Annotated in this window: 21 protein-coding genes and 1 pseudogene; 17 read left to right on the plus strand and 5 right to left on the minus strand. The window is 67.2% G+C overall.

Annotated elements, in window-relative coordinates; all coding sequences use genetic code 11:
* Positions 1-98: 98 nt before the first annotated feature.
* The 5 genes from AC069I_RS18995 to AC069I_RS19015 all read left to right on the plus strand — a co-directional run bounded on the left by AC069I_RS18995 (position 99) and on the right by AC069I_RS19015 (position 3,012).
* On the plus strand, positions 99-563 hold the full coding sequence (locus tag AC069I_RS18995; RefSeq protein WP_478266049.1) for a hypothetical protein: 465 nt from the start codon (positions 99-101) through the stop codon (positions 561-563).
* A gap of 214 nt (positions 564-777) precedes the next feature.
* The gene (locus AC069I_RS19000; RefSeq protein ID WP_478266050.1) at positions 778-978 is read left to right on the plus strand and encodes a hypothetical protein; all 201 of its coding nucleotides are present in this window, start codon (positions 778-780) and stop codon (positions 976-978) included.
* Between the two features lie 124 nt (positions 979-1,102).
* Entirely contained in the window at positions 1,103-1,606 is a 504-nt protein-coding gene (locus tag AC069I_RS19005; RefSeq protein WP_478266051.1) for a hypothetical protein, read from the plus strand.
* A gap of 398 nt (positions 1,607-2,004) precedes the next feature.
* Positions 2,005-2,319, plus strand: coding sequence for a hypothetical protein (locus tag AC069I_RS19010; RefSeq protein ID WP_478266052.1), 315 nt, complete (start codon positions 2,005-2,007; stop codon positions 2,317-2,319).
* A 246-nt stretch (positions 2,320-2,565) separates the two neighbouring features.
* Positions 2,566-3,012 (plus strand): SUKH-3 domain-containing protein, encoded by a 447-nt coding sequence (locus tag AC069I_RS19015; protein WP_478266053.1) that lies wholly within the window; start codon positions 2,566-2,568, stop codon positions 3,010-3,012.
* Positions 3,013-3,138: 126 nt separating this feature from the next.
* On the opposite strand, the gene AC069I_RS19020 is transcribed toward AC069I_RS19015, so the two are convergent.
* The 5 genes from AC069I_RS19020 to AC069I_RS19040 form a co-directional block, all read right to left on the minus strand.
* Positions 3,139-3,864 carry a Scr1 family TA system antitoxin-like transcriptional regulator gene (locus AC069I_RS19020; protein ID WP_478266127.1) on the minus strand — a complete coding sequence of 242 codons (726 nt, stop codon included), beginning with the start codon at positions 3,862-3,864 and terminating at the stop codon, positions 3,139-3,141.
* An 83-nt stretch (positions 3,865-3,947) separates the two neighbouring features.
* Positions 3,948-4,799 (minus strand): DNA glycosylase family protein, encoded by an 852-nt coding sequence (locus AC069I_RS19025; protein ID WP_478266054.1) that lies wholly within the window; start codon positions 4,797-4,799, stop codon positions 3,948-3,950.
* A gap of 8 nt (positions 4,800-4,807) precedes the next feature.
* A complete protein-coding gene (locus tag AC069I_RS19030) occupies positions 4,808-5,434 on the minus strand; it encodes a DUF3558 family protein (protein WP_478266055.1) in 627 nt (208 codons plus the stop codon).
* Positions 5,431-6,720: a hypothetical protein gene (locus AC069I_RS19035; protein ID WP_478266056.1), complete on the minus strand. Its 1,290-nt coding sequence runs from the start codon at positions 6,718-6,720 to the stop codon at positions 5,431-5,433. Before AC069I_RS19035 ends, AC069I_RS19030 begins: the two co-directional genes overlap by 4 nt.
* Before the next feature lie 39 nt (positions 6,721-6,759).
* Positions 6,760-7,806 carry a hypothetical protein gene (locus AC069I_RS19040; RefSeq protein ID WP_478266057.1) on the minus strand — a complete coding sequence of 349 codons (1,047 nt, stop codon included), beginning with the start codon at positions 7,804-7,806 and terminating at the stop codon, positions 6,760-6,762.
* 888 nt (positions 7,807-8,694) lie between these two features.
* Between AC069I_RS19040 and AC069I_RS19045 the strand changes: the two are divergent.
* The 12 genes and pseudogenes from AC069I_RS19045 to AC069I_RS19100 all read left to right on the plus strand — a co-directional run.
* Positions 8,695-8,877, plus strand: a pseudogene (locus AC069I_RS19045) (helix-turn-helix transcriptional regulator); the annotation flags it as partial.
* Positions 8,878-8,967: 90 nt separating this feature from the next.
* The gene (locus AC069I_RS19050) at positions 8,968-9,987 is read left to right on the plus strand and encodes an XRE family transcriptional regulator (RefSeq protein ID WP_478266130.1); all 1,020 of its coding nucleotides are present in this window, start codon (positions 8,968-8,970) and stop codon (positions 9,985-9,987) included.
* On the plus strand, positions 9,984-10,877 hold the full coding sequence (locus tag AC069I_RS19055) for a phosphotransferase (RefSeq protein WP_478266058.1): 894 nt from the start codon (positions 9,984-9,986) through the stop codon (positions 10,875-10,877). Before AC069I_RS19050 ends, AC069I_RS19055 begins: the two co-directional genes overlap by 4 nt.
* Before the next feature lie 208 nt (positions 10,878-11,085).
* Positions 11,086-12,315: a helix-turn-helix transcriptional regulator gene (locus tag AC069I_RS19060; protein ID WP_478266059.1), complete on the plus strand. Its 1,230-nt coding sequence runs from the start codon at positions 11,086-11,088 to the stop codon at positions 12,313-12,315.
* 72 nt (positions 12,316-12,387) lie between these two features.
* Positions 12,388-13,215 (plus strand): phosphotransferase family protein, encoded by an 828-nt coding sequence (locus tag AC069I_RS19065; RefSeq protein ID WP_478266060.1) that lies wholly within the window; start codon positions 12,388-12,390, stop codon positions 13,213-13,215.
* A gap of 258 nt (positions 13,216-13,473) precedes the next feature.
* Positions 13,474-14,355 carry an SAM-dependent methyltransferase gene (locus AC069I_RS19070; RefSeq protein WP_478266128.1) on the plus strand — a complete coding sequence of 294 codons (882 nt, stop codon included), beginning with the start codon at positions 13,474-13,476 and terminating at the stop codon, positions 14,353-14,355.
* A 90-nt stretch (positions 14,356-14,445) separates the two neighbouring features.
* Positions 14,446-15,057, plus strand: coding sequence for a hypothetical protein (locus AC069I_RS19075; RefSeq protein ID WP_478266061.1), 612 nt, complete (start codon positions 14,446-14,448; stop codon positions 15,055-15,057).
* Between the two features lie 82 nt (positions 15,058-15,139).
* Positions 15,140-16,144 (plus strand): ABC transporter substrate-binding protein, encoded by a 1,005-nt coding sequence (locus AC069I_RS19080; protein WP_478266062.1) that lies wholly within the window; start codon positions 15,140-15,142, stop codon positions 16,142-16,144.
* Between the two features lie 98 nt (positions 16,145-16,242).
* Positions 16,243-17,133: an SAM-dependent methyltransferase gene (locus AC069I_RS19085; RefSeq protein WP_478266063.1), complete on the plus strand. Its 891-nt coding sequence runs from the start codon at positions 16,243-16,245 to the stop codon at positions 17,131-17,133.
* Positions 17,130-18,053, plus strand: coding sequence for an SAM-dependent methyltransferase (locus AC069I_RS19090; RefSeq protein WP_478266064.1), 924 nt, complete (start codon positions 17,130-17,132; stop codon positions 18,051-18,053). Before AC069I_RS19085 ends, AC069I_RS19090 begins: the two co-directional genes overlap by 4 nt.
* Positions 18,050-18,439 carry a hypothetical protein gene (locus tag AC069I_RS19095; protein WP_478266065.1) on the plus strand — a complete coding sequence of 130 codons (390 nt, stop codon included), beginning with the start codon at positions 18,050-18,052 and terminating at the stop codon, positions 18,437-18,439. Before AC069I_RS19090 ends, AC069I_RS19095 begins: the two co-directional genes overlap by 4 nt.
* Before the next feature lie 338 nt (positions 18,440-18,777).
* Positions 18,778-19,971: an IS110 family RNA-guided transposase gene (locus AC069I_RS19100; RefSeq protein ID WP_478266066.1), complete on the plus strand. Its 1,194-nt coding sequence runs from the start codon at positions 18,778-18,780 to the stop codon at positions 19,969-19,971.
* Positions 19,972-19,973: the final 2 nt, after the last annotated feature.

Genomic DNA, 19,973 nt, shown 5'->3' on the forward strand with positions numbered 1-19,973 from the left:
GAGACACCAGGAACGCACTGGTTATCCGGCCGGCACCAACGGATTCCGGTCAATTTTCGGCGCTGGATCCGGGAAGAGACGACAACGCGAGGAACAGCGTGACCTCCGACAGCGCAAACACCTGCCTCCTGGTGGCCATTATTCACCAGGACGACGTCCTGCAATGCACCCTGACACCGCCATTCCAGGAACCGGAATGGCAATTGCCCTCGGTCGCCCACGTACCGGAGGGTTCGCTCGAGCACGCCGCCACGTGGCTTCTGTCGGATTGGGGTTTCTCCCGAACCCCGGTACGCCGGCTCGGGGCCACCAGTCAGACAGCGCACGGCGTGGCACAGGCCGGAACACTGGTGATGGCCAGGGTCGCCCACCGCACGGATCTGCGCATGCGGGCCCCGGAAGTCCGAGGAGTGCGGTGGCGTCATCTGCGCGACAGTTCCCCCGGCTCGCGAAGCGCCGTCGACCGCGTCCTGGAAACCCTCCCCCTCACATCCGAGGAAGCACCGGCCGCACCAGCCGCCGCGCACCCCTCCCTCTGCGCCTCGCCAGAGAGCACCGGGTGAGGGCCGGCTCGCCCGCGGCAGGCCAGCGACCCTCTCGAACTCGAATGTCACCACGACCAGGTGCTCCGCGCCGTGCGCGCCGTGACCAGCTCGCTGCCCGGGCGACCCCCGACGCCCGCAGCGCAGGCGGCCGCCACTGTCCGGCGCCTTCCCGCTCCGGCGCGGAGCACCAACCCCCATGCCACGTTCACGGCCCTTCGAGGAGCTGATCCCCGTGACACACCCAACCGCAGTCCCACCCACCACCGCCGTGCTCGTCGTCGATCGTGGTGTGTCCTTCGCCGTCGGAGGCCACTGCTGCGACACCTGGGCCTGGAACCAGGCCGGCTACCAATGCGACCACGGGTTCGTCATGTGGCAGTCACAGGTCGCCGAGGCCCGCCGCGCCGCATCCGACCAGGACGATCCCCGATGATCACGACACGACCGTCCCGGGGGGCGCGGCTCACGCAACTGGCCGCGGACCGTCTGGCTCACCGCGACGTCCTCACCCTGGACGTTTCGCGCCTTCTCCTGCCCGGCCGCTAGGCCAAAGCGCCGTGCACCCGGATCCCGTCCGCTGCGGCGCCTGCGTCCGCGACCACCACACCTGGGGACTGGCGGACACCGAGCCGGAGTGCGACGTCACGGCCTGGACCGTGCGCCTGACCCGACGACAGTGCGTCTGCCGCTGTCGCTGCGGGAAAAGCGAAACCACCGTCGCCGCCCGCGCCCGCCGCGCTGACCCGCCGACCGTCTACCTGCCGTTGGCCGGATCTCTGGATCTCGGTCGAGAGCGCGCGGTGATGCTGGCCCCCACGGTGCCCCGGCACAGGCTGCCCGCCGTCGCCGTGCTCGCCGCCGATCTGCTCCCTTACCGCCCGCAGCCCTTGCGGCTGGCACGGCCCGTGGTCCCGTTCGCCGCCGCACCACCGGTGCACCGGCCACTGCCGAGCCCTGACCTCGCCGTGATGGAACGCGTGCTCGCGAAGCTTCGCCAGCTGCCCACGAAAGGCCCCAAACACGTGCCCCCGACCAATCCAGAACTCGGACCGCCCTCGTGAGCCCGCTCGGAGCGGTTCCGGCACTGCCGTGGATCGGCACGCTCGTCACGGCCGTCATCGACGGGCACACCATCACCGGCAAAGTCATGCCCTACCAACACTCCCGGCTCTCCCAGACGACCTTTCCCGTCGCCTTCGGGGCACGGTGGCGCACCATGACCGCTGCCTCGGTCACCGAGCTTCCCCACCAGCCACCAGGCCGGCGGGAACCTGACCGGATCGGAGAATGCGCCCCCACCGCCGCGACGAGATTCGGCCCTCTGGTCCTCATAGCAGCCGACCCGGACACCTGCGAGCCGGTCATTCCCGCGCAACGCTCCACCACCGCGGATACGCAACCGGTGATGCCGTTGCGTTCGCGGTCAGCGACGACATCGTCTTTCACATAAGGAGAAGCCGTGACATACGTCCTCGCGCAGACGTTCACCGACGAGGTGATGACGCGTCTCGACAGCTACGACCATGCCGCGCACCGCGCCGATACCGCGTCCCCGCAACAACTGGCGCAGGCAGTGCTGCTGCTGACCGGCGCGCTGCGGGCCTTGCTGGATCAGCACCAGATCGACACCAACGGCGACTGCGAAGCATGTCCTCGCCCGCGATGGCGCCACCGGACCCGGTGTCAGCTCCCGCTCAAGCTCAATGTCCTGCTCACCGACCTGAGCAACATCGCTGAAGCCACCGGCCGACACGCACTGCGCCCCACCAGCTGAGCCGGACACAACCGGACAGGCGGAGCACCTCGACGGCCATTAAGCACGCCTCGGTTTCCTCTTTGCCTGTGTCCAATGGCGCACAGTCGGGCAAGGGCCTGAACGAGCGCACGGTGGCCGTTGACGTTCTGCTCTTAATGCGGTGGTCGGCGTTACCCTCGACGGTGAGAGACCTACCTCGCCGAAGGAAGTCCGCCTACGGGATAGGTGAACGGGCCGATCGGGGTGTGATGTGGGGGCGGGCGAATGACCAGGTTCTCGGCAGAGGTCGAACACGTGCTTCGGTCTTCTGGCTGGGAACCAGGGAGGCGTGTTGATACCACTGCCTGGCGGCGCACGCTGGAAGCTGACGGACTGGTGCACATGCATGAGGCCGCTGAACGATTCCTTACCGAGTTCGGCGGCTTGCGGGTGAACCTTGGCGGCGGCGTCTCGCGAGCCCGAGAGCCCTTCGAGCTCAACCCTGGTGACGTCGAGTCGGAGACGGACAGGTTCGCCGACTGGGGCACCCATCTCGGCATGAACCTCTTCCCGATCGGCGAACTCGATCGCGGTCGCTACTTCCTGGGAATCTCGGAGCACGCTGAGATCGTCCTCGTGGAAACCTGGGTAGCGAGCTTCGGTACCGGTGATGCCGCCCTGGAGAACCTGATTCTCGGTGTCGCACCTGAGGTGATTCCAGAACCTTCATGAGCGTGCCGGGCTATCGCGTGCTGGAGGCGGTGGGTGGATACGCACTCCTGCGCGGGTTTTGTCCGGGAGGAGACCTCTGGCCAGCCCGAGCCCGGTACGCGCTCGTCACTGCTGTGAGCGACCACGTCACCGAGACCGTCTCATGCCGCCGGTACCTACGGCGCCGGTCGAATTGTCACCATCCGATGGGGCCAAGGCGGCCAGTTCCTCACGTCGTCGGATCGCGTCGCGGATCCGCTCCCGGCTGCCGTTGCGGTCGAGACTGGCGTCGCTCAGCTCGGCGAACCGCCGCGTGTAGTAGCCGACTCCGCGGACATCAGGTATCTCGTCGCGGACGATCTGGATCCGGCTGGGAGTAGGCGCGTCCGCGAACACCGTCTCCCGGCCGTCGGCGTCGGTCACGATTGTGAACGCGGGTCCCGGCGTGCCCCCTAGGACTGGCCCGAATGCGGGGTCCGGCGTCAGCGCCAGCCGCGCTCCGAAGTGCAGGACCCGCACGGTGCAGGCCCGCTCGTCGATGCGGTCTGCCAGCCAGCGCAGTTGAGCGGTCGCGACACGAGGATCGCCTCGCCCGTACTCCAGCACCGTCAGCGCGCTCTCGTTGACCACAAAGAACGCCTCGGCCGGAGGATCACGGCGCAGCACGGCCATCCGCCGCGGTTGCAGCAGCGCACCCGCGATCGCGGGCAACGGCTGGAACGCTGTCCGCATCGACCACATCTGCTCGGCGTAGGCGCCGTCCATCAACAGATCGGGGAACTCCAGCCCGCCGTAGGAGCGGATCGACACCGCGGTCTCTTCAGCCCGGCATAACGCGACCGCGTCAGCACGAATGCGGTCGAGCGTGTCCATCGTGGTCACGTCGTCTCCGTTCTCGGGCGGATTCTGGCGCTCACCGGTTCGTCTCGCCGGTGGGCGCACACGAGGAGGTGGGGTCACGGCACCCGCATAGTGTGTCGAGCGTCGGCGGCGAGGACCAGCACGGTCCAGGCCGATCGTTCGATCCCGGTCATCGCCTGCCACCGGATGCCGAACTCCCGCGGATCGTCGGGCCAGGACGCCGCACGAACCAGCGCACGGACCCGGCGGCGGACCAGGACGTCACCGGGCTCGATGCAGCGGAAGTCGCCGCTGAGGTCCGCGACCGCAGCACCGGCGATCAGCGATCCGAGCCGCGGCACCGCCGCGAGCACCGTGGCGAGCTGATCCGACGGCACGGTCCGCCACCGGCACTCCAGCTCGCGGGCGACCCACGCCGCGGTGCGCAGGCGATCGCGGACATGGCTGAGCCCGTACACCTCGAACACGTCCGCCGACAACTGGAGAACCAGTTGGGGTGAGGGAAAAAGACTCGCCCGGCCCACTGGTGTGTCATAGCTCGTCCCGAATCCCGTCGCCGTGTCCCGGTACACCGCGCGGGCGCGTTCGGCCGGTGTGGTGTACCGCAGGATCGCGCCGACCAGCGCGTCCCACAGGTCACCGGACCGGACCCGAGCCACCGGTCCCGCCTCGAGCAACACCGCGCGCAGATCTGTCTCGGTGTCGGCGAGCGCGGCCGGGTCCACGATGTCGACCGGTGGGTCGGTGCCTGGCCGCCCGTCGACACGTTCGAGGTCGATCCGATGGCCACCGTCCCGGGACGGGGTGGCGATGACCAGCCACACCGCGTCCGACGACCGCAGCAGCCGCCGCAGGCGCCCCTGGTCATCCAGCCACCACCCGGGATTGTCAGCCATCACCGACGGCCGCCGCCCAGGCTGGTCCCGCCACGCGGCTTCTGGCGGCATCGGCGCCGTCACCGTCCGACCTGCTTCCTCAACGTCGCGACGACCAGATCGGCGGCCTGCCCGGTCGCCGCGCACACATCGCGGGTGTCGCCGACACGGCCGATCAGCGCGACCCCGACCGCGGCATCGTCGGCCAGGCCGACCATGACCGTGCAGTACCACTCCGGATCCTCAGCTGTGGCCACCGCCGGGAACCCGCCCACCATCAACTTCCGCCACACCCGGCCCTCGTCTGGGCTCGGGGCCGGATAGATCGCGCTGAGGCCCTGCCGATGGGTCGTCGCGTAGCCCACTCTGACCATCCGCGCGGTCACCGGGTTCTCCCACAGGCAGGTCGGCCCAGCAGGTTCGTTCCGGTCGGGCTTGCCGGTGGCCTCGATCCCCAGGATCTGCTTGACCTGGGCCGGGGTGAGGGCGGTCGCGCACGGATGACCGGACAGCACGGTGAACGGGAGCGGGTCACGCACCGCGGGCGCCCCCGCGTAGGGCGGGACCTGGGTCGTCAGCCCGATCGTCCGGGTTGTCGTCGGTGCCGGCGGCACCGGGCTCACCTGGGCGGGGCTACATCCGGCCACGACCGTCGCGATCAGCAGCACCGTGCTCGGCCCAGCCGCCGACCTAGCCAGCCTGGTCATGCCGCCGCCTCGACGATGACATCCGCGCTGACCATCAGGTGATCGTTCGGTGTCGCGCCTTTGCCGAGGAGCGGATGCTTGTGGACGGCGTAGGTGTCGGGGTCGAAACGGGCCGGTGACCGCTTCGACAGCACGATGCGATCGATCCGCAGCGCGGTCTCCGGGTCGGTCGTGGTCGGGGTGAAGTCACCGGCGACCTGGCCCGCGTCCCACCACCCATGCTCCAGGAACCGGTCCATCCCGGTGTGCGTGCCCCACGTCCCGTCCGGACGCCGGATGCCTTTCTGGCTGCGCATCCACGGACGGCCCACCCGGTCGCAGAGCGCACCCCAGTTCTCATAGACCGTCTCGCCTTGAGCGGAGCTGGTTGTGTTGAAGTCGCCGGCGTACAGCGCGTTCTCCGATGCGACCTGACCGTCCTGATCCGCCTGCTCGGTCAGGCCGCTCGGGCCGCGGGATCCGTTCCAGTGCACGCACTTCAATCGGAACGGGTGGCCGTTGATGGTGGCGGTGAGGGTGTTGGCCAGCTGGGTCCGCCTGCCGGCGAGCCGATAAGGGGTGCCTGGTTGGACGGTGCGGGGGTCGACGAACAGGCCGGGGACGTTCACCGATCCCGGCACCGTGGAAATCCAGGCACGGTAGGGGACTTCGCCGAACTTCCGGCCATCCGGCCCCAGGGTCGTCCACAGCGAGCTGAGCAGCTTGAGGACCTCCTCGAGCGGATCCGGATCGTGGGGCGTGTCGGTGTAATGAGTACACTCGGAAAGGAAGAGCGCGTGCGGCGCTTCCTTCAGCGAACACAAGGTCGCCGCCAGCTTGTCGTGATCGTGAAACCTCGTCCGGCGGTTGTATCCCGCGCGTTTCACGTTCGCTGTCGCGGTCCGTAGCCGTAGCTCGGTGCCCGTCATGTCGTCTCTCCCCTCGTCGACCGCGGTTCTCATCGCGGCCGTCTCCCGTTCTTTCCGTGCCTCACGCACGTTCCGGGTCAACCACGACCGCACGCGGGCCTCCGGCACACCGACCAGGACCGCGATATCGACCACCGGCAACCCGTGCGCCTGCCACTCCAAGACCGTCCACAAGCGATCCGACGACCGCTCATAACGCGGAATCCACCGCACAAATACGCGGCCGCCATCCCCCGGCCCGAACCAATCGGCGTCCGGGACGTCGTCCCCGTGCGCCTCGATGACGACATCGCCGATCGTCGGCCACCACACCGACCGGGCACTTAAACTGCTGCGCCGCAACGACATCCGCGCCGCGACCACACCGAGGCTCGGCATCACGCCACTCCCCCGACACCATGTCCGTCCACGCGACCCCTACCCACCGGCAGATGCGGTGATCGCCGCCGGCGCATACCGCGCGACGACCGGCAGATGATCCGACGCCTGCTTCGCCAACGTACTCGCGATCACCTCGCACGACACCAACCCGGGCACGACATGAGGAGTGACGATCACGCTGTCAAACCGACGCAGCCCACACGCCTGGTCCCCCTGCCAATGCCCCACGGTCGCTGCCCACGGGACCTCGAGCGCTGCGGCCGCGTCGACCAGGCCGCCATCACACAGCACCCGTCCCGCCGTCCGGTCCGCCTCCCAACCCCGCGTCCCGTCGGCGTTGATCCACGTCCGGCACTGGTCCACGAACTCGCGATGCCAATCAACCGTGCGGCACGGTTTGCCGTGCCGCACGCGGTACGGGTCGTGGTCGTACTCCGGCCACGGCGCCTCACCTGAGGCCTGTGGAGGCCAGCCCGGCAGATCAGCCGCGACTCCGTTCCGATCCAGCCCGACGAGCGTCGCCCGCGAGTGAGGCGGCCGGTACACCCGCTTCACCACCACCTCGCTCTCGTCAGCACGCTGACGCAGCCCATGCGGCCTCGCATGAAACGACCCGTGCGCCACCGGCTCCCGTACCCCGACATCGAGGTCCAGCTGCAGATACGCATGCCACAACGCCTGACCTGCCACCTCAGCGAAACCACCAGCCGGGCTCAGCTCGTCCGACCACAACAAACCAAGGTGATAACGCAGATTGCCCACCCCGACGGCCGGCCGGTTCCGCTGATACTCACACCGCAAACCGGTCGCCTCAGCCAGCGCCCGCAGCCGCCATCCCGCGCGCCCCGCCTTACTCCGCGAACCCGGCCCTGGCCACCAGCGACGGCACCACCGCCACCGCAATCCACCTACCGCCGGGTCTTCGGCGATCAGCTCCTGCACAGCGACCACCAACGCATCACCCGCCTCGGCCGCCTCCGCGCGCTGCTGCCGGATCACCTTGTGGGCAAGCTCAGCCCGCTCAAGGTCGTCGCCATAGTTGAACAGGTTGTAACTCAGGAACCGGACCGGACCTGACCGCACAACACCTCCGCACACACCGAATCCCCTCTACAGGCGCCAATTCCTGCCATCACACGGCGGACAAGCACCGTGACGTCCTTCCCGGAACCGGGCTCGATCAGATTTCCGCTGTGCGACAGCACATCGCCCCTTGCGCTGATCACCTCAGTAACCGGCGCCCGCGCCATCAAGTCCGCCAAGTGTTTGGCCGCGGTCCGGTGGGAAAGGGCAAGCTCGTAGCTCTCTGGATCCCGTAGCCAGTCCAGCAGCGGACGATCGCCTCGCACCGAAGACCACCAGATCCGGGAATCCGGAGACGTTGAGTCTGCCGTTGGGATGACCGGTAACCAGGTTGTGCTGGTACGGCTTGCTTCGCTCAGGCATGCCTGACAGTCCACAGCGGACGAGGTCGGGTGAAAGAATGGCCTAGATATTCTGCCTCGGTAAACGTAGTCGGCACGAGCGGAAGCGCCCATGCACAGCGGAAGAAGGAGCCGATGATCTACGTAGCCCGCTGAGTCCATGAGGTGCACAGCTGCCGATGCCGGTGAGCTCAAGCCCGTGCTTGACCGGTGCGTCTCGGCGAGCTCCTCATTCTCCGTCGGCGGTGCTCGCGTCAAAAGATTGCCGATCTCGATCAGTTCCCCCCGGACCGTTGCCGCTCGCGGTCGCCAAGCACATCAATTCACCGCTTTGCACAGGACATACGAGCAATGATCTGCCATTCTCATGGGTCGGCGATCACGGTGGATCGATTGCCGCCAGTCACAGCTCGCTCGAAGGTGATCTTCGCGTGGACGTCCGCAACACACCAGGAAATCTAACCGGTAATCTGGTGGAAATGACTGGAAATCGACGGCGGCGACCAGCGGGCAGCGGCCTACAGAGCGGCGAGAAACGAGGAGCCTGATGGCCGGTCGACGGGACGGTCTGGCTGTTGTACGCGAAGCGGCCGGGCATACCCAGGAGAGCCTTGCGCGACTGCTGGAGGTTACGGAGAAGACGGTCAGCAACTGGGAGCGTGGCTGCTCCAGGCCTACTCGCGCAAACCAACGTCAGCTAGTCCGCGTACTCGGACTGACCCAAGCTCAAGTCGCTGAACTCGTTGACGGGACGGCAGGGGCCGCCATTATCGGAACGAGCCCCGTCGAGGGATCCCGAACAGCGGAACAGGTGGTGGACGTGGACCGCAAGCAGTTCCTGCGCGGCGTCGGTATCGGCGTCGGCGCGCTGACACTGGCTCCAGTCGCAGCCCGGCTGAATGGCAGCGAGCCAACCCCTGTCCCTTCGCGTGTGGGTACTGCCGAAATCGGCCAGATCACCGCCGCAGCGAAGGTGTTCGCCGGATGGGACCACACCTACGGCGGAGGGCTCGCCCGCGAGGCCGTCCAGGCACAGCTGAACTGGTCAGCCCGGCTGCTCCACGCAACCTGCGACCAGCATCTGCGAGGCCCGTTACGCAGCGCGATCGCCTATCTGGCCCATACCTGCGGTTTTATGGCCTTCGATGCCTACGCCCACGACGACGCCACCCGCGCGTTCGAGTTCGGTCTCACCTGCGCCGTCCAAGCAGAAGACTGGCACCTACACGCGAAAATCCTGTCTTCGATGGCCCGGCAGGCGATCTGGATCGGCGAACCGGATCAGGGCCTGACATGGATCGAACAGGCCTTGGTGCGCGCCGACCGGCTCACAGCGACCGAGCGAGCGATGGTGCACACCGCGCATGCTCGTGCCCTCGCCAAAATGGGCCGCACCCGCGACGCGCTCGCCGCTGTCGGCCGTGCAGACGATGAATTCGCCCAGGCAACGCCAGCGAACGACCCACCGTGGATGGCCTACTACGACCACGCTCAGCACGCCGGCGACACCGGCCACGCCCTGTTCGACCTCGCCATCCACGGACACCGGTATACAGAGGCCGCCGCGCGGCTGTCGGCTGCAGTCGCCGGGCACCAGGACACCTACGCGCGCTCCCGCGCGATCTCCCAGATCAAGCTTGCCACTCTCACCATGGTCACCGGTGACCCTGCCGAAGCCGCTGCTCAAGGACAAGCCGCGCTGAATGCCGCGGGTACCGTCCGCTCCCGCCGAGCCGCCGATGACCTGCGTGAGCTGTTCCACTACGCCCACCGCTACGACCGGCTCCCCGAGGTCGGCGCGCTGCGCACACGCATCCATACTGTAGTCGCCGCGTCGTGACCCCTACCGAAAACCGTCGAATCGAAGAGTTGCTGCGCGAAGGATGCCGCAAGGCCGGCCTGAACGCCGACGACGCCGAGCCAATCCGGCTCGGCGAGAATGGCATCTTCCGGCTTCCCCGCGGCATCGTCGCCCGCGTGGGACGACCTGGGCAGCAAGTCGCCGCGCGCCGGGAAGTCCGCATCTCCCGGTGGCTCGGCGAGCATGAGATCCCCGTAGTCCGCGCACTCGACGACTTCGAACAGCCCATCGAGATCGACGGCCGCGCGATCACCTTCTGGCACGAGCTACCCGCCCATCACAACGGCACCCCCGCCCAGGTCGCGCAGCTCCTGCGCCGCCTACACGACCTGCCCCTCACCGAAGTGCATCCATTCGCCGATCTCGACCCATTCGTCCGGCTCGCGGAACGCATCAACGGAGCCACCAGCCTCGCCTCCGACGACCGCACCTGGTTACACCAGCAGCTCGCAACGCTGCGTGAGAGCTACTCCCACTTGCCCGCCGGTCTACCTCGCACCGTCCTGCACGGCGACGCCTGGGTCGGCAACGTCGTAGCCACCGACAACGGGGAAGTCGTGTTCCTGGACCTTGAACGCGCCTCGATCGGCCCACCGGAATGGGACCTGGTATCAACCGCCATCAAACACACCAGCTTCGCCTGGATCAGTGCAGACGACTACGCCGACTTCTGCCTCCGCTACGGCCACGACGTCACCACCTGGGACGGCTTTACACTTCTGCGCGACATCCGCGAACTCCGTATGACCTGCTACATCGCCCAGCACGCCGCCGACAATCCCGCCGCCCGCGACGAAGCCGCCCTCCGCGTCGCCTGCCTGCAAAACCGGCACGGACCCCGCCCCTGGCCCTGGACACCCGCCCAGTGAGCACCCTTCGACTGGATCGAGAGACATCGAACGGCCTTAACGGCTGCGGGAGCCCCTTGGCGCAGCCAAGCGGACCACTACTCTGCGAATCCTCGAAGCTGATCCCCGAACGCAATTGGGCGAGTAGCAGGGGCGACCAGTTAGAGTTTGAACAAGACAGTCTTGACCTGCGACAATCCGATCACTACGGACGCCTTGGAGGGTTGCTGTGACTCGACGTGACGGGCTGGCCGAGGCCCGCGACGCGCTCGGTCACAGCCAGGAGAGCCTCGCGGAGGAGCTTGGGGTTACGGGGAAGACGGTCAGCAACTGGGAACGTGGCATATCCAGGCCAACCCGCCGTAATGAACTGCACCTCGCTCGGATCCTCAATCTGTCCCACCGACAGATCGTCGGGCTCCTGGATGCGACGATGGCCGACGTGGTGGAGCATGACTTCGACCTGCTCGCCATGTTCCCGACCTTGGATGCTCCGCCGGCCGAGTTCCTGGCCCGCACAGAGGTGAACACGCCGATTCCCAAGCAGGTCGGGGCGAGCGACGTCGAGCGGGTTCGTGCGATCACCTGGGCTGTCGCTATGTCGGAGAACAAATTCGGCGGCGGGCCGACGTGCGAGGCGGCGGCCGCCCAGCTGCGTTGGGCGCAGCGGCTGCTGATCGCCAGCGGAACCACCGAGGTCAAACACAACCTGCACGAAGCGGTAGCCAATCTGAGCGCTGTGGTCGCTCATACGGCCTTCGACACCGCCAACCATGCCGCGGCTGACCGCTTCTTCCGGTTCGGTTTGTGGGCGGCCCACGAGGGCAAGGCGTGGCCGCTGCGGGCGAACATCATGGCCGAAGTGGCCCGCAAACAGATCTACCTGGGCGAGTACGATGCCGCGCTGACCTCGATCGAACATGCGCAAGTTCGATCAGACCGTCTCTCGAACACAGGTCGCGCAATGCTATGGGCGGTACGCGCGAGGTTGCTCGCACTCGTGGGACGGGGCGAGGAAACCGCCGACGACGTGGCCCGTGCCGACGAATGCTTCGCCGCACGCGTTCCCGCGGAGGATCCGCCCTGGCTCTGCTACTACGACGAAGCCGAACATCTCGGATCCACCGGCAAGGCGTTGCTGGTTCAGGCGCTCCAGACCAACCGTCCAGACGTCGCGGCGCCACGGCTGGAAGCGGCTATCCACCTGCACGGTGACGCCTATCCGAGGTCGCGGACGTTTTCCCGTATCCGGCTGGCGAGCCTTTTGATGGCGACAGGAGAGCCTGCCGAAGCCGCCGCCATCGGCGCTGTCGCTGTGGCAGACGCACGTAACCTCAGTTCGAAACGCATCCTTGAAGAGCTGGCGCACCTCGACCAAGCCGCGGCCGAGCACGTCCGTTTGCCCGAGGTCGCCGGCTTACGTGCCGACATTTCCTCGCTGTCGTCCACACTTGCCTGAGACCATGGCGACGTGACCGCCAATCATGACCGGGTTCGCCGAACCCTGCTCCGAGCCGCCGAGATCGCCCACGTGAACGCGGACGACGCTGAACTGCTCCGTGACGGCAACAACGTCATGTACTCCCTTCGTGGCGGGATCGTCGCCCGCATCGGCGCCCCGGGCAGCCGGGACACCGCCCTCCGCGAAGTGGCGGTGTCGCGCTGGCTTGAGACAGCAGGCATACACACCACCCAGGCGATCGCGGATCTGCCGCAGAACGTACTGGTTGATGATCGGCCGATCACATGGTGGAGACTCCTGCCCCCGCATCGCCCCGCCACACCGAAAGACCTCGGCCGCACCCTGCGCCAGCTGCATCGACTCGACGCGCCACAAGATCTCCGCCTTCCCGAACACGACCCTTTCGCCGGTATTCGCGATCGGATCCAGCGCGCGACCTGGCTCGCGTCCGACGACCGAGCCTGGCTTATCGAGCACCAGAACACCCTCATTGACGCCTACGAATCATCGTCCATACCGATCGATCGAGGGGTCATTCACGGTGACGCCTGGCAGGGCAACCTCGCCCTTCTCGACGACGGCAGCACCGTGCTGCTCGACCTCGAAGCCGTCAGCCACGGCTGTCGAGCATGGGACCTCGTCCAGATCGCCGTCGACGTCACCGACTTCCAACGCCTCTCACGAAAGACCTATCAGGAGTTCGTCGATTCCTACGGCGGCTACGACCTCACCACCAGCCGGGACTTCCGCACGTTCGCCGACATCCAGGTGCTTCGCTGGCTGGCCTTCTCGCTGAGCAAGGCCAGTGACAATTCTGCCGCCATGCGCGAATGCCGTCATCGCATGTCGTGCGTGCGCGGCGACATTCCACGCCCCTGGACCTGGACCGCGTTGTAAAACAGGTGACGTCCACTCGTATCGACGCTCACCGCCTCGATCAGAGCACCGAAAACCGACGACGCCATGTCACCCGTTTGCACCATCATTGTCGTTACGGAACGTTATTTCCGCAGTTCACGCCATAAGATTTCTAGGGATTTCCAGCAGATTTCGAGCTAGATTTCCTGGTGCGGAACCGAGGTAGTCACCAAGATCACCCCATCACGTTTCGAGGGGTTGATGCACGTGGCATCCGATGTCGCCACATCCAAGTTGATGCCGTCAGAGCAGCTGGCGGGTCAGCAGCGGCGTAGTCGTGTGCGGGTGATCGACGCACTGGTTGGCGGCAAGGACAACTACGTCGAGGACCGGAAAGTCGCCGAGAAGATCGCTCAGGTGCTACCGGGTGGTTTCGAGGGTGCGAAGCGTCTGTTCACCGAGGATTTCTGGTTCCGGGTTCGGGTGTGCCGCATGCTGATCAGCCGCACTGCGGTGTCTCACTTTGTGCTGCTCGGCGTTGATCAGTGTGAGACAAGTGCGGCGCCGCTGCACGCGCTCATTCACCGTGATGCCCCTGATGCGGTCGTCGTGTATGTGGAGCCGGAACTGGACAGCGCAACGCTTGCACTCGAGTTCGACACGAGGACCAACGAGCGTGGGCCTGTCGTTCGAGTGATCCACGACGACATCTACGACCCGGCCCTGCTCACCCGGCTGTTCGAAAGCTCGAGTGTTCCACTGGACGCCTCCGAACCAGTCGCGTTGCTGCACTGCGCCACACTGCCGTTTCTCCCGTCCGGCAGCGGCGTCACCCCGGCGGAGGTCACTGCGGGCCAGATCGACACGCTTCCCAAGGGATCGTTCATCGCTGTGAGCCACCTGTGCATCCCCGACGCCGCGGCCGACAGCGCGGCGGCCGTCAGGGCGGCACATGCCCTCGAAGAGAAATTCGATACGCGGCTTTGCCGCCCGGAAGCGGAGATCGCCACGTTCTTCGGGGGCCTCCCGCTTGTCGTTCCCAGCCCGCTGACAACTGCGCCGGCGCTGGTTCCGTGCTCGAAGTGGTACCCGCCCGGCCCGATTCTGGAGCCCTTCGCCGTCGATCAGTACAACGTGGGAGCCCTGGCGCACAAGGGAAAACCCTGGCCGTACTGCTAGGCGCCCGCATTTCTGAGAAGGCCGCCCCGACCGGCCGTCTCGTCCCCAGGGGAGGACACATTGCTTGAACCACCACATTCCACGACACGTGTGGACGACGAGAGACCGACGTTCCTTCCGGCGCTGGTGCTGTCCGCGACCGAGGAAGACCACCGCGATCACGTGGTCCCGCGTCAGTCCCATCGAGACAGATCAGCGGTAGCGCGCGGCCTTGTCGCCGAGTTCGTCCTGGCCGGCGCTGTCAGCGTCTGTGGCGGACGCGTCAAGATTATCGACCGTACGGCAGTCGAGTGGCTCGGCGCGCCGTGTGGCCGCGCGATCCTCGCGACCCTGTCACGAAATCTCGATCTCGAGGACATGCTCGCTGAAATCGAAGGGCCCGCGTACACGGTCGCGTGGACGGCGGTGCAGCGGGGGCGTGCCGCACGCAAGGGGCTGTTCCGTGGCTGGGTCCTGACGGATCCAAATTTCACCTTCTTGTGGCATCGCGTTCTCACCCTCGCTCACCAGAACCGTGTCCCGGAGGACGGCCGGGCCGCGGCGCTCTGGACGATCCTGGCCGACGCGGGTCTGCACCGCGACCAGCTGGACAAGCCAGAAATGCAACCGGGCAGCGCCTGCCCGGACTCCCTGGCCGGCCTGCTCCTGAGCGGCAACGCGCCCCACCGCCGGACGTCGTCCCGACGACGCGCGCGCCGCTGACACGGCCCCTCAGTCGCCCTCCCCTGTTCCCGCCTGGTCGTGTCCGGCCTGGCGCTCCTTCGTCGCCCCTGGAGAACTCCCGATGAGATCCTCTCTCTCGCGCCACAGGCTCGTCCGCACCGGCATTCACGTGGCAGCCGGTGCCGCTCTTCTCGCCGTCACGGCCGGTTGCGGGCTCCTAGGCGGTGATCAGCCCGCTCCCGGCCCGGGTATTCCGGTCAAGGTCGCCGCGATGACGCTGGCGGACGTGGCGCCGCTGCACATCGCGATCGACCACGGGCTTTTCGTCCAGCGGGGCATCGCGGTCACGCTGGTCCCGGCCTCGAGCGGCCAGGACGCGCTCACGAAACTCCAGAGCGGCGACGCTGATATCGCCTACGCGGGCGACATCGCCTACGTCAACGCAGTCAACGGCGGTCTCCCGCTGAAGATCGTCGCCGAGGCCGCCGTCGCCGGCGAGAAGACCATGAGAGTCCTCGCCCGCCCGGAGGGACCGGTGCAGACAGTCCCGGACCTGGCTGGGAAGAAGCTCGGCCGCAACGCCGAAGGCGGCGTGAGTGACACCCTGACCAAGTCGCTGATGGCCGACCACGGCGCCGACCCAAATTCGGTGACCTGGGCAAACCTAGAATTCGGGCGCATGGCAGCCGCGGTGATGGCTGGCGATATCGAGGCGGCGTTGTTCCCCGAGCCATTCGCAATAGCTACGGAGAAACAACATGGTCTACGCCCGATCGCGGATCCGGCGACCGGTTCGGCGAAAAACTTCCCGATTGGGCTGTACGGCGCCTTAGACAAGTTCGCCGCCGCCAATCCGGGGGCGATCGCCGGTTTCCAGCGAGCTATGCGCGACGCGGCGGCAGCGGCGATGGCGAGCCGGAAGCTGGTTGAGGAGACCGTGGTCAAGCGCCTGAAAGGGATCGACGCCGACACCGCCGCCCTGATGGCCCTGCCGGTGTACCGGAGCGACCCGATCATGACCGAGCTGCAACGTGTCCCGGGCCTGATGAGCCGCTACGGCGCAAAATTCCACCGGCCCATCCAGATGTCCGAACTGATCATCCCTCCCCCACCACCCGGCACGTAGCCACGCCCTTCCACGCCAAGCCATCCAGCGCGTACGTACGTACGTACGTACGTACGTCACCAACGCCGGAATCCTGCGAGACGAAAGCCCCTGCACCGATGCCTGACCACTCCAGCCACGCCGACACCCCGGCGGCGCCCGTCCTCGGCCGCCCCACGCTGATCGTGTCGTTGGCCGAGGCACGGGTGGCACTAGCCGGGGTCCGTGGGCACGCCGAGTCCGACGCCGTGGCGTCCATTCTCTGCAACTGCCGACCCGGGTTGGCGGCGACGATCGCGGCCGAGTACCGCGTCCGGAACCAGGTGATCGTCAGCGCCCTCCGTGCGGGCATTCGCCAGTTCGTCGCCCTCAGCCCCGATCTCCCGCCGCTGCGGTTGGCTCACGAGCTTCTGCAGGCAGGCACGGGGTGCCGCGTGCTCTACCTGCTCGACGACAACGAACCCGCCGTCCGGACCCGGCTCGTCACGGCCCACAGCCTCACCCGCGACGTCACGTGGCTGTCCTCCACACCCGGGATCGAGCAGTGCCTGCGCATGGGCCACGGCATCGGTGCGATCAACCTGAACAGGCCACTCTGCGTGCTGAGTTCGACGGCCCTGCAGCACAGCCGCGACCCGATCGCACTGCTCGCCAGCTTGTGGAACATCCTGCCTTCCGGTAGCTGGGTCGCGGTCAACCAGGTACTTCCGCTCGCCTCGGACACGCCGACAGAAACGGGTCATCCGTCGGCCTGCGCTGTATTCCTGCGTCACACGCGGACACCGCTGATCCTGCGCACCGCACCCGAACTCGACGCCCTGTTCATGTCCCCCTATCCGTGGGACCTCACCGCAGCTGTGCCCACTCAGATCCGCGACACCCAGGACCGCGGATCGTCACTGTCCACACTGGACTCCTCCTCGGCGTTGATCACGCGGGTAGCGGTCCGTCCGCCTCGCACCCGGCCTCACGGACTCGTTCCGGCATACAGGAGCACACCGACCTCATGACCACATCGCCTGACCCGTATTTCCTGACACCACGCGGAACCGTGCCCGACCAGGCAGCCGAACTCAATCAGGCGACCGTCGGCCGCCTCAACGGTGTCCTCCTCAGCACGGCCCTCAAGGCGGACACGACGATGGGGATTTACCCCGTCGACCGGACACTGGCCGCGAGGGTCGAGGACAACGTGCCCGGCTATGGCGCGAGCCTGGCCGCACAGCGCATGTTCCTCGACAAGGCCCTCGAGTTCATGGCCAACGACAGAGGTATCGACCAGTTCGTCATCCTGCGCGCGGGGTTGCCGCTCGGCCCGAGGAAGACAGAGAAAGAAGAGGAAGACGAAGAGGAAACAGAACACAGCCTGGTCCAGGCCCACCTCCCGGCCGCCACCACGCTGCTGGTGGCCCGAGAAACTGTCCCCTGCGCACATCAGACCCTTGTGCTGGAGCGCCAGGAGCAGGCACGGGCCGCGACAGTGCTGGCCCCGGTCCACGACGTCCACGGCCCGCTGCACGCCCTGCACGGTCCCGAGAACTGGTCCCTGGACCTCGGGAAACCGGTGGGCCTGACGATGGTCGGCGATCCGGCGTATTGGCCTGGTGATGTCACCGCCCTGATGCGCGCTTACCACGAGGAGCTCCCTCCCGGCAGCGTGATCGGGTTGAACACCCTCGGCACCGCTCCCCCGGGGAGCGCGGCCGCCGCCGCGCTCGATGACCTGGCCAGGTACCTGGCCTTCACGCCCGAGCCACAGCTGACCCCGCGATCCCAGGCCGAGGTCGAAAGCTGGTTCGACGGCACCGGCTGGACGCTCGAACCCCCCGGGGTCGCGCCGGGGTCGCAGTGGGCCGGACCGCAACCCGCCGACATCCCGGGCCCGGAACTTCCGACGTGGGGCGCGATCGCAACGAGGGACGCGTCGTGACGACATCGACCGTGACCGTTCATGACACCGCTCACCCCGACCTCGCGCACGCCGCGTGGATCGCGGATCTCGTCGATCACGCGGCGATCGACGTGGCCACGCGCGGGCTGATCAAGGTCACCGACGCCGGCCCGCTGGATCGCGAGGACGCCGGCGAGTGGCTGTCCGGCCTGCTCGGCCGCTGGATCGAGCACCGCCACTCTGCGTCGGAGCATCTGTTCGTCGACGTGACCTCCCACCGCGCGGTCCGGCTCGTCCTGTTCCGGTGTGATAGCGGCGTGCCGATGTTCTACATGGCGCAATCCCCCGGCACCGGCTGCGAGACGGACTTCTACCGGCAGCTCGTCGACGCCGCCCGATCCGCCCCAGACCCCGGCGACAGCTGAGTTCACCGCACGGCACGACCGGCCGCCCCGTGCAGAGCGTCGCGTCGTCCGGACAGGACTGTCCACCGTGGCCGCGCCACGTGCTGCGAGCACCGCGCCCGGTGCCCCCCGTTACCTTCTTCGTAGCTCCTGATCAAGGAGTTCGTGGTCGCCAGGCCCGGCATGACTTATGCCCCCAGTCGTACCCATGATCCGGGGGGTGGTGTCACCGGGTTTGGTGGCATCGAGGGACCGCTGATAGGGACACGGCCGCCTGCTGGGTAGGTCTCGTCGTAACGTGGCTGCCGGCCTTTGATGCTCGACTGGTGACCGTGCACGACGGACGGAAGATACCTTCGATGACCAGCGAATACGCGGTGTTCCTCGGGTTGGATGTCGGTAAGGGTGAGCATCACGCGGTCGGTCTGGACCCGGCCGGGAAGCGGCTGCATGACGCGCCGCTGCCCAACAGTGAGCCCAAACTGCGGGCGATGTTCGACAAACTCGCCGTTAACGGCCCGGTTTTGGTCGTGGTGGATCAGCCCGCCACGATCGGCGCGCTACCGGTCGCGGTCGCCCGCGCCTGCGGCCACGAGGTGGCCTACCTGCCCGGACTGGCGATGCGCCGCATCGCCGACCTCTACCCCGGCAACGCCAAAACCGACGCCCGCGACGCCTATGTCATCGCCGACGCCGCCCGCACCCTGCCCCACACCCTGCGCCAGCTCAACGTCGACGATGAAGCCCTGGCCGAGCTGGACGTGCTCGTCGGGTTCGACGACGACCTCGCCGCCGAAGCCACCCGGATCAGCAACCGCATCCGCGGCCTGCTCACCGGCATCCACCCCGCCCTCGAACGCGTCCTCGGCCCCAAAATCAGTCACCTCGCGGTGCTGGAAATCCTGTCCCGCTGCGGCGGACCCATCGGAATCCGCAAGGCCGGGCGCCGCAAACTCGCGTCGATCGCGACCAAGCACGCCCCGCGCATGGGCACGAAACTGGTCGAGGACATCCTCGCCGCGCTGGACGAACAGACCGTCACCGTCGCGGGCACCGGCGCCGCGGACAAGATCCTGCCCAGACTCGCCGACAGCCTGAAAACCGTTCTCCAGCAACGGAAAACCGTCGCAGGCGAGGTTGAGGAGATCCTTGATGCGCACCCTCTTGCCCAGGTCCTGACATCGATGCCCGGCATCGGCGTCAGGACCGCCGCCCGCATCCTCCTCGAAATCGGTGACGCCTCCGGATTCAAGACCTCCGGCCACCTCGCCGCCTACGCCGGGATCGCACCGGTCACCCGACGTTCCGGCAGCAGCATCCACGGCGAACACCCAGCCAGAACCGGCAACCGCAAACTCAAACGCGCGTTCTTCCTCGCCGCCTTCGCAGCCCTGTCCGACCCCACCAGCCGGACCTACTACGACCGGAAGAGAGCCGAGGGCAAGAAGCACAACGCCGCGCTGATCTGCCTCGCCCGACGACGCTGCGACGTGCTGTTCGCCATGCTCAAACACGGAACCCACTACCAGCACCCCACCGCCCAAGCGGCTTGACA

It is taken from the genome of Amycolatopsis sp. NPDC043885 (assembly GCF_056435685.1).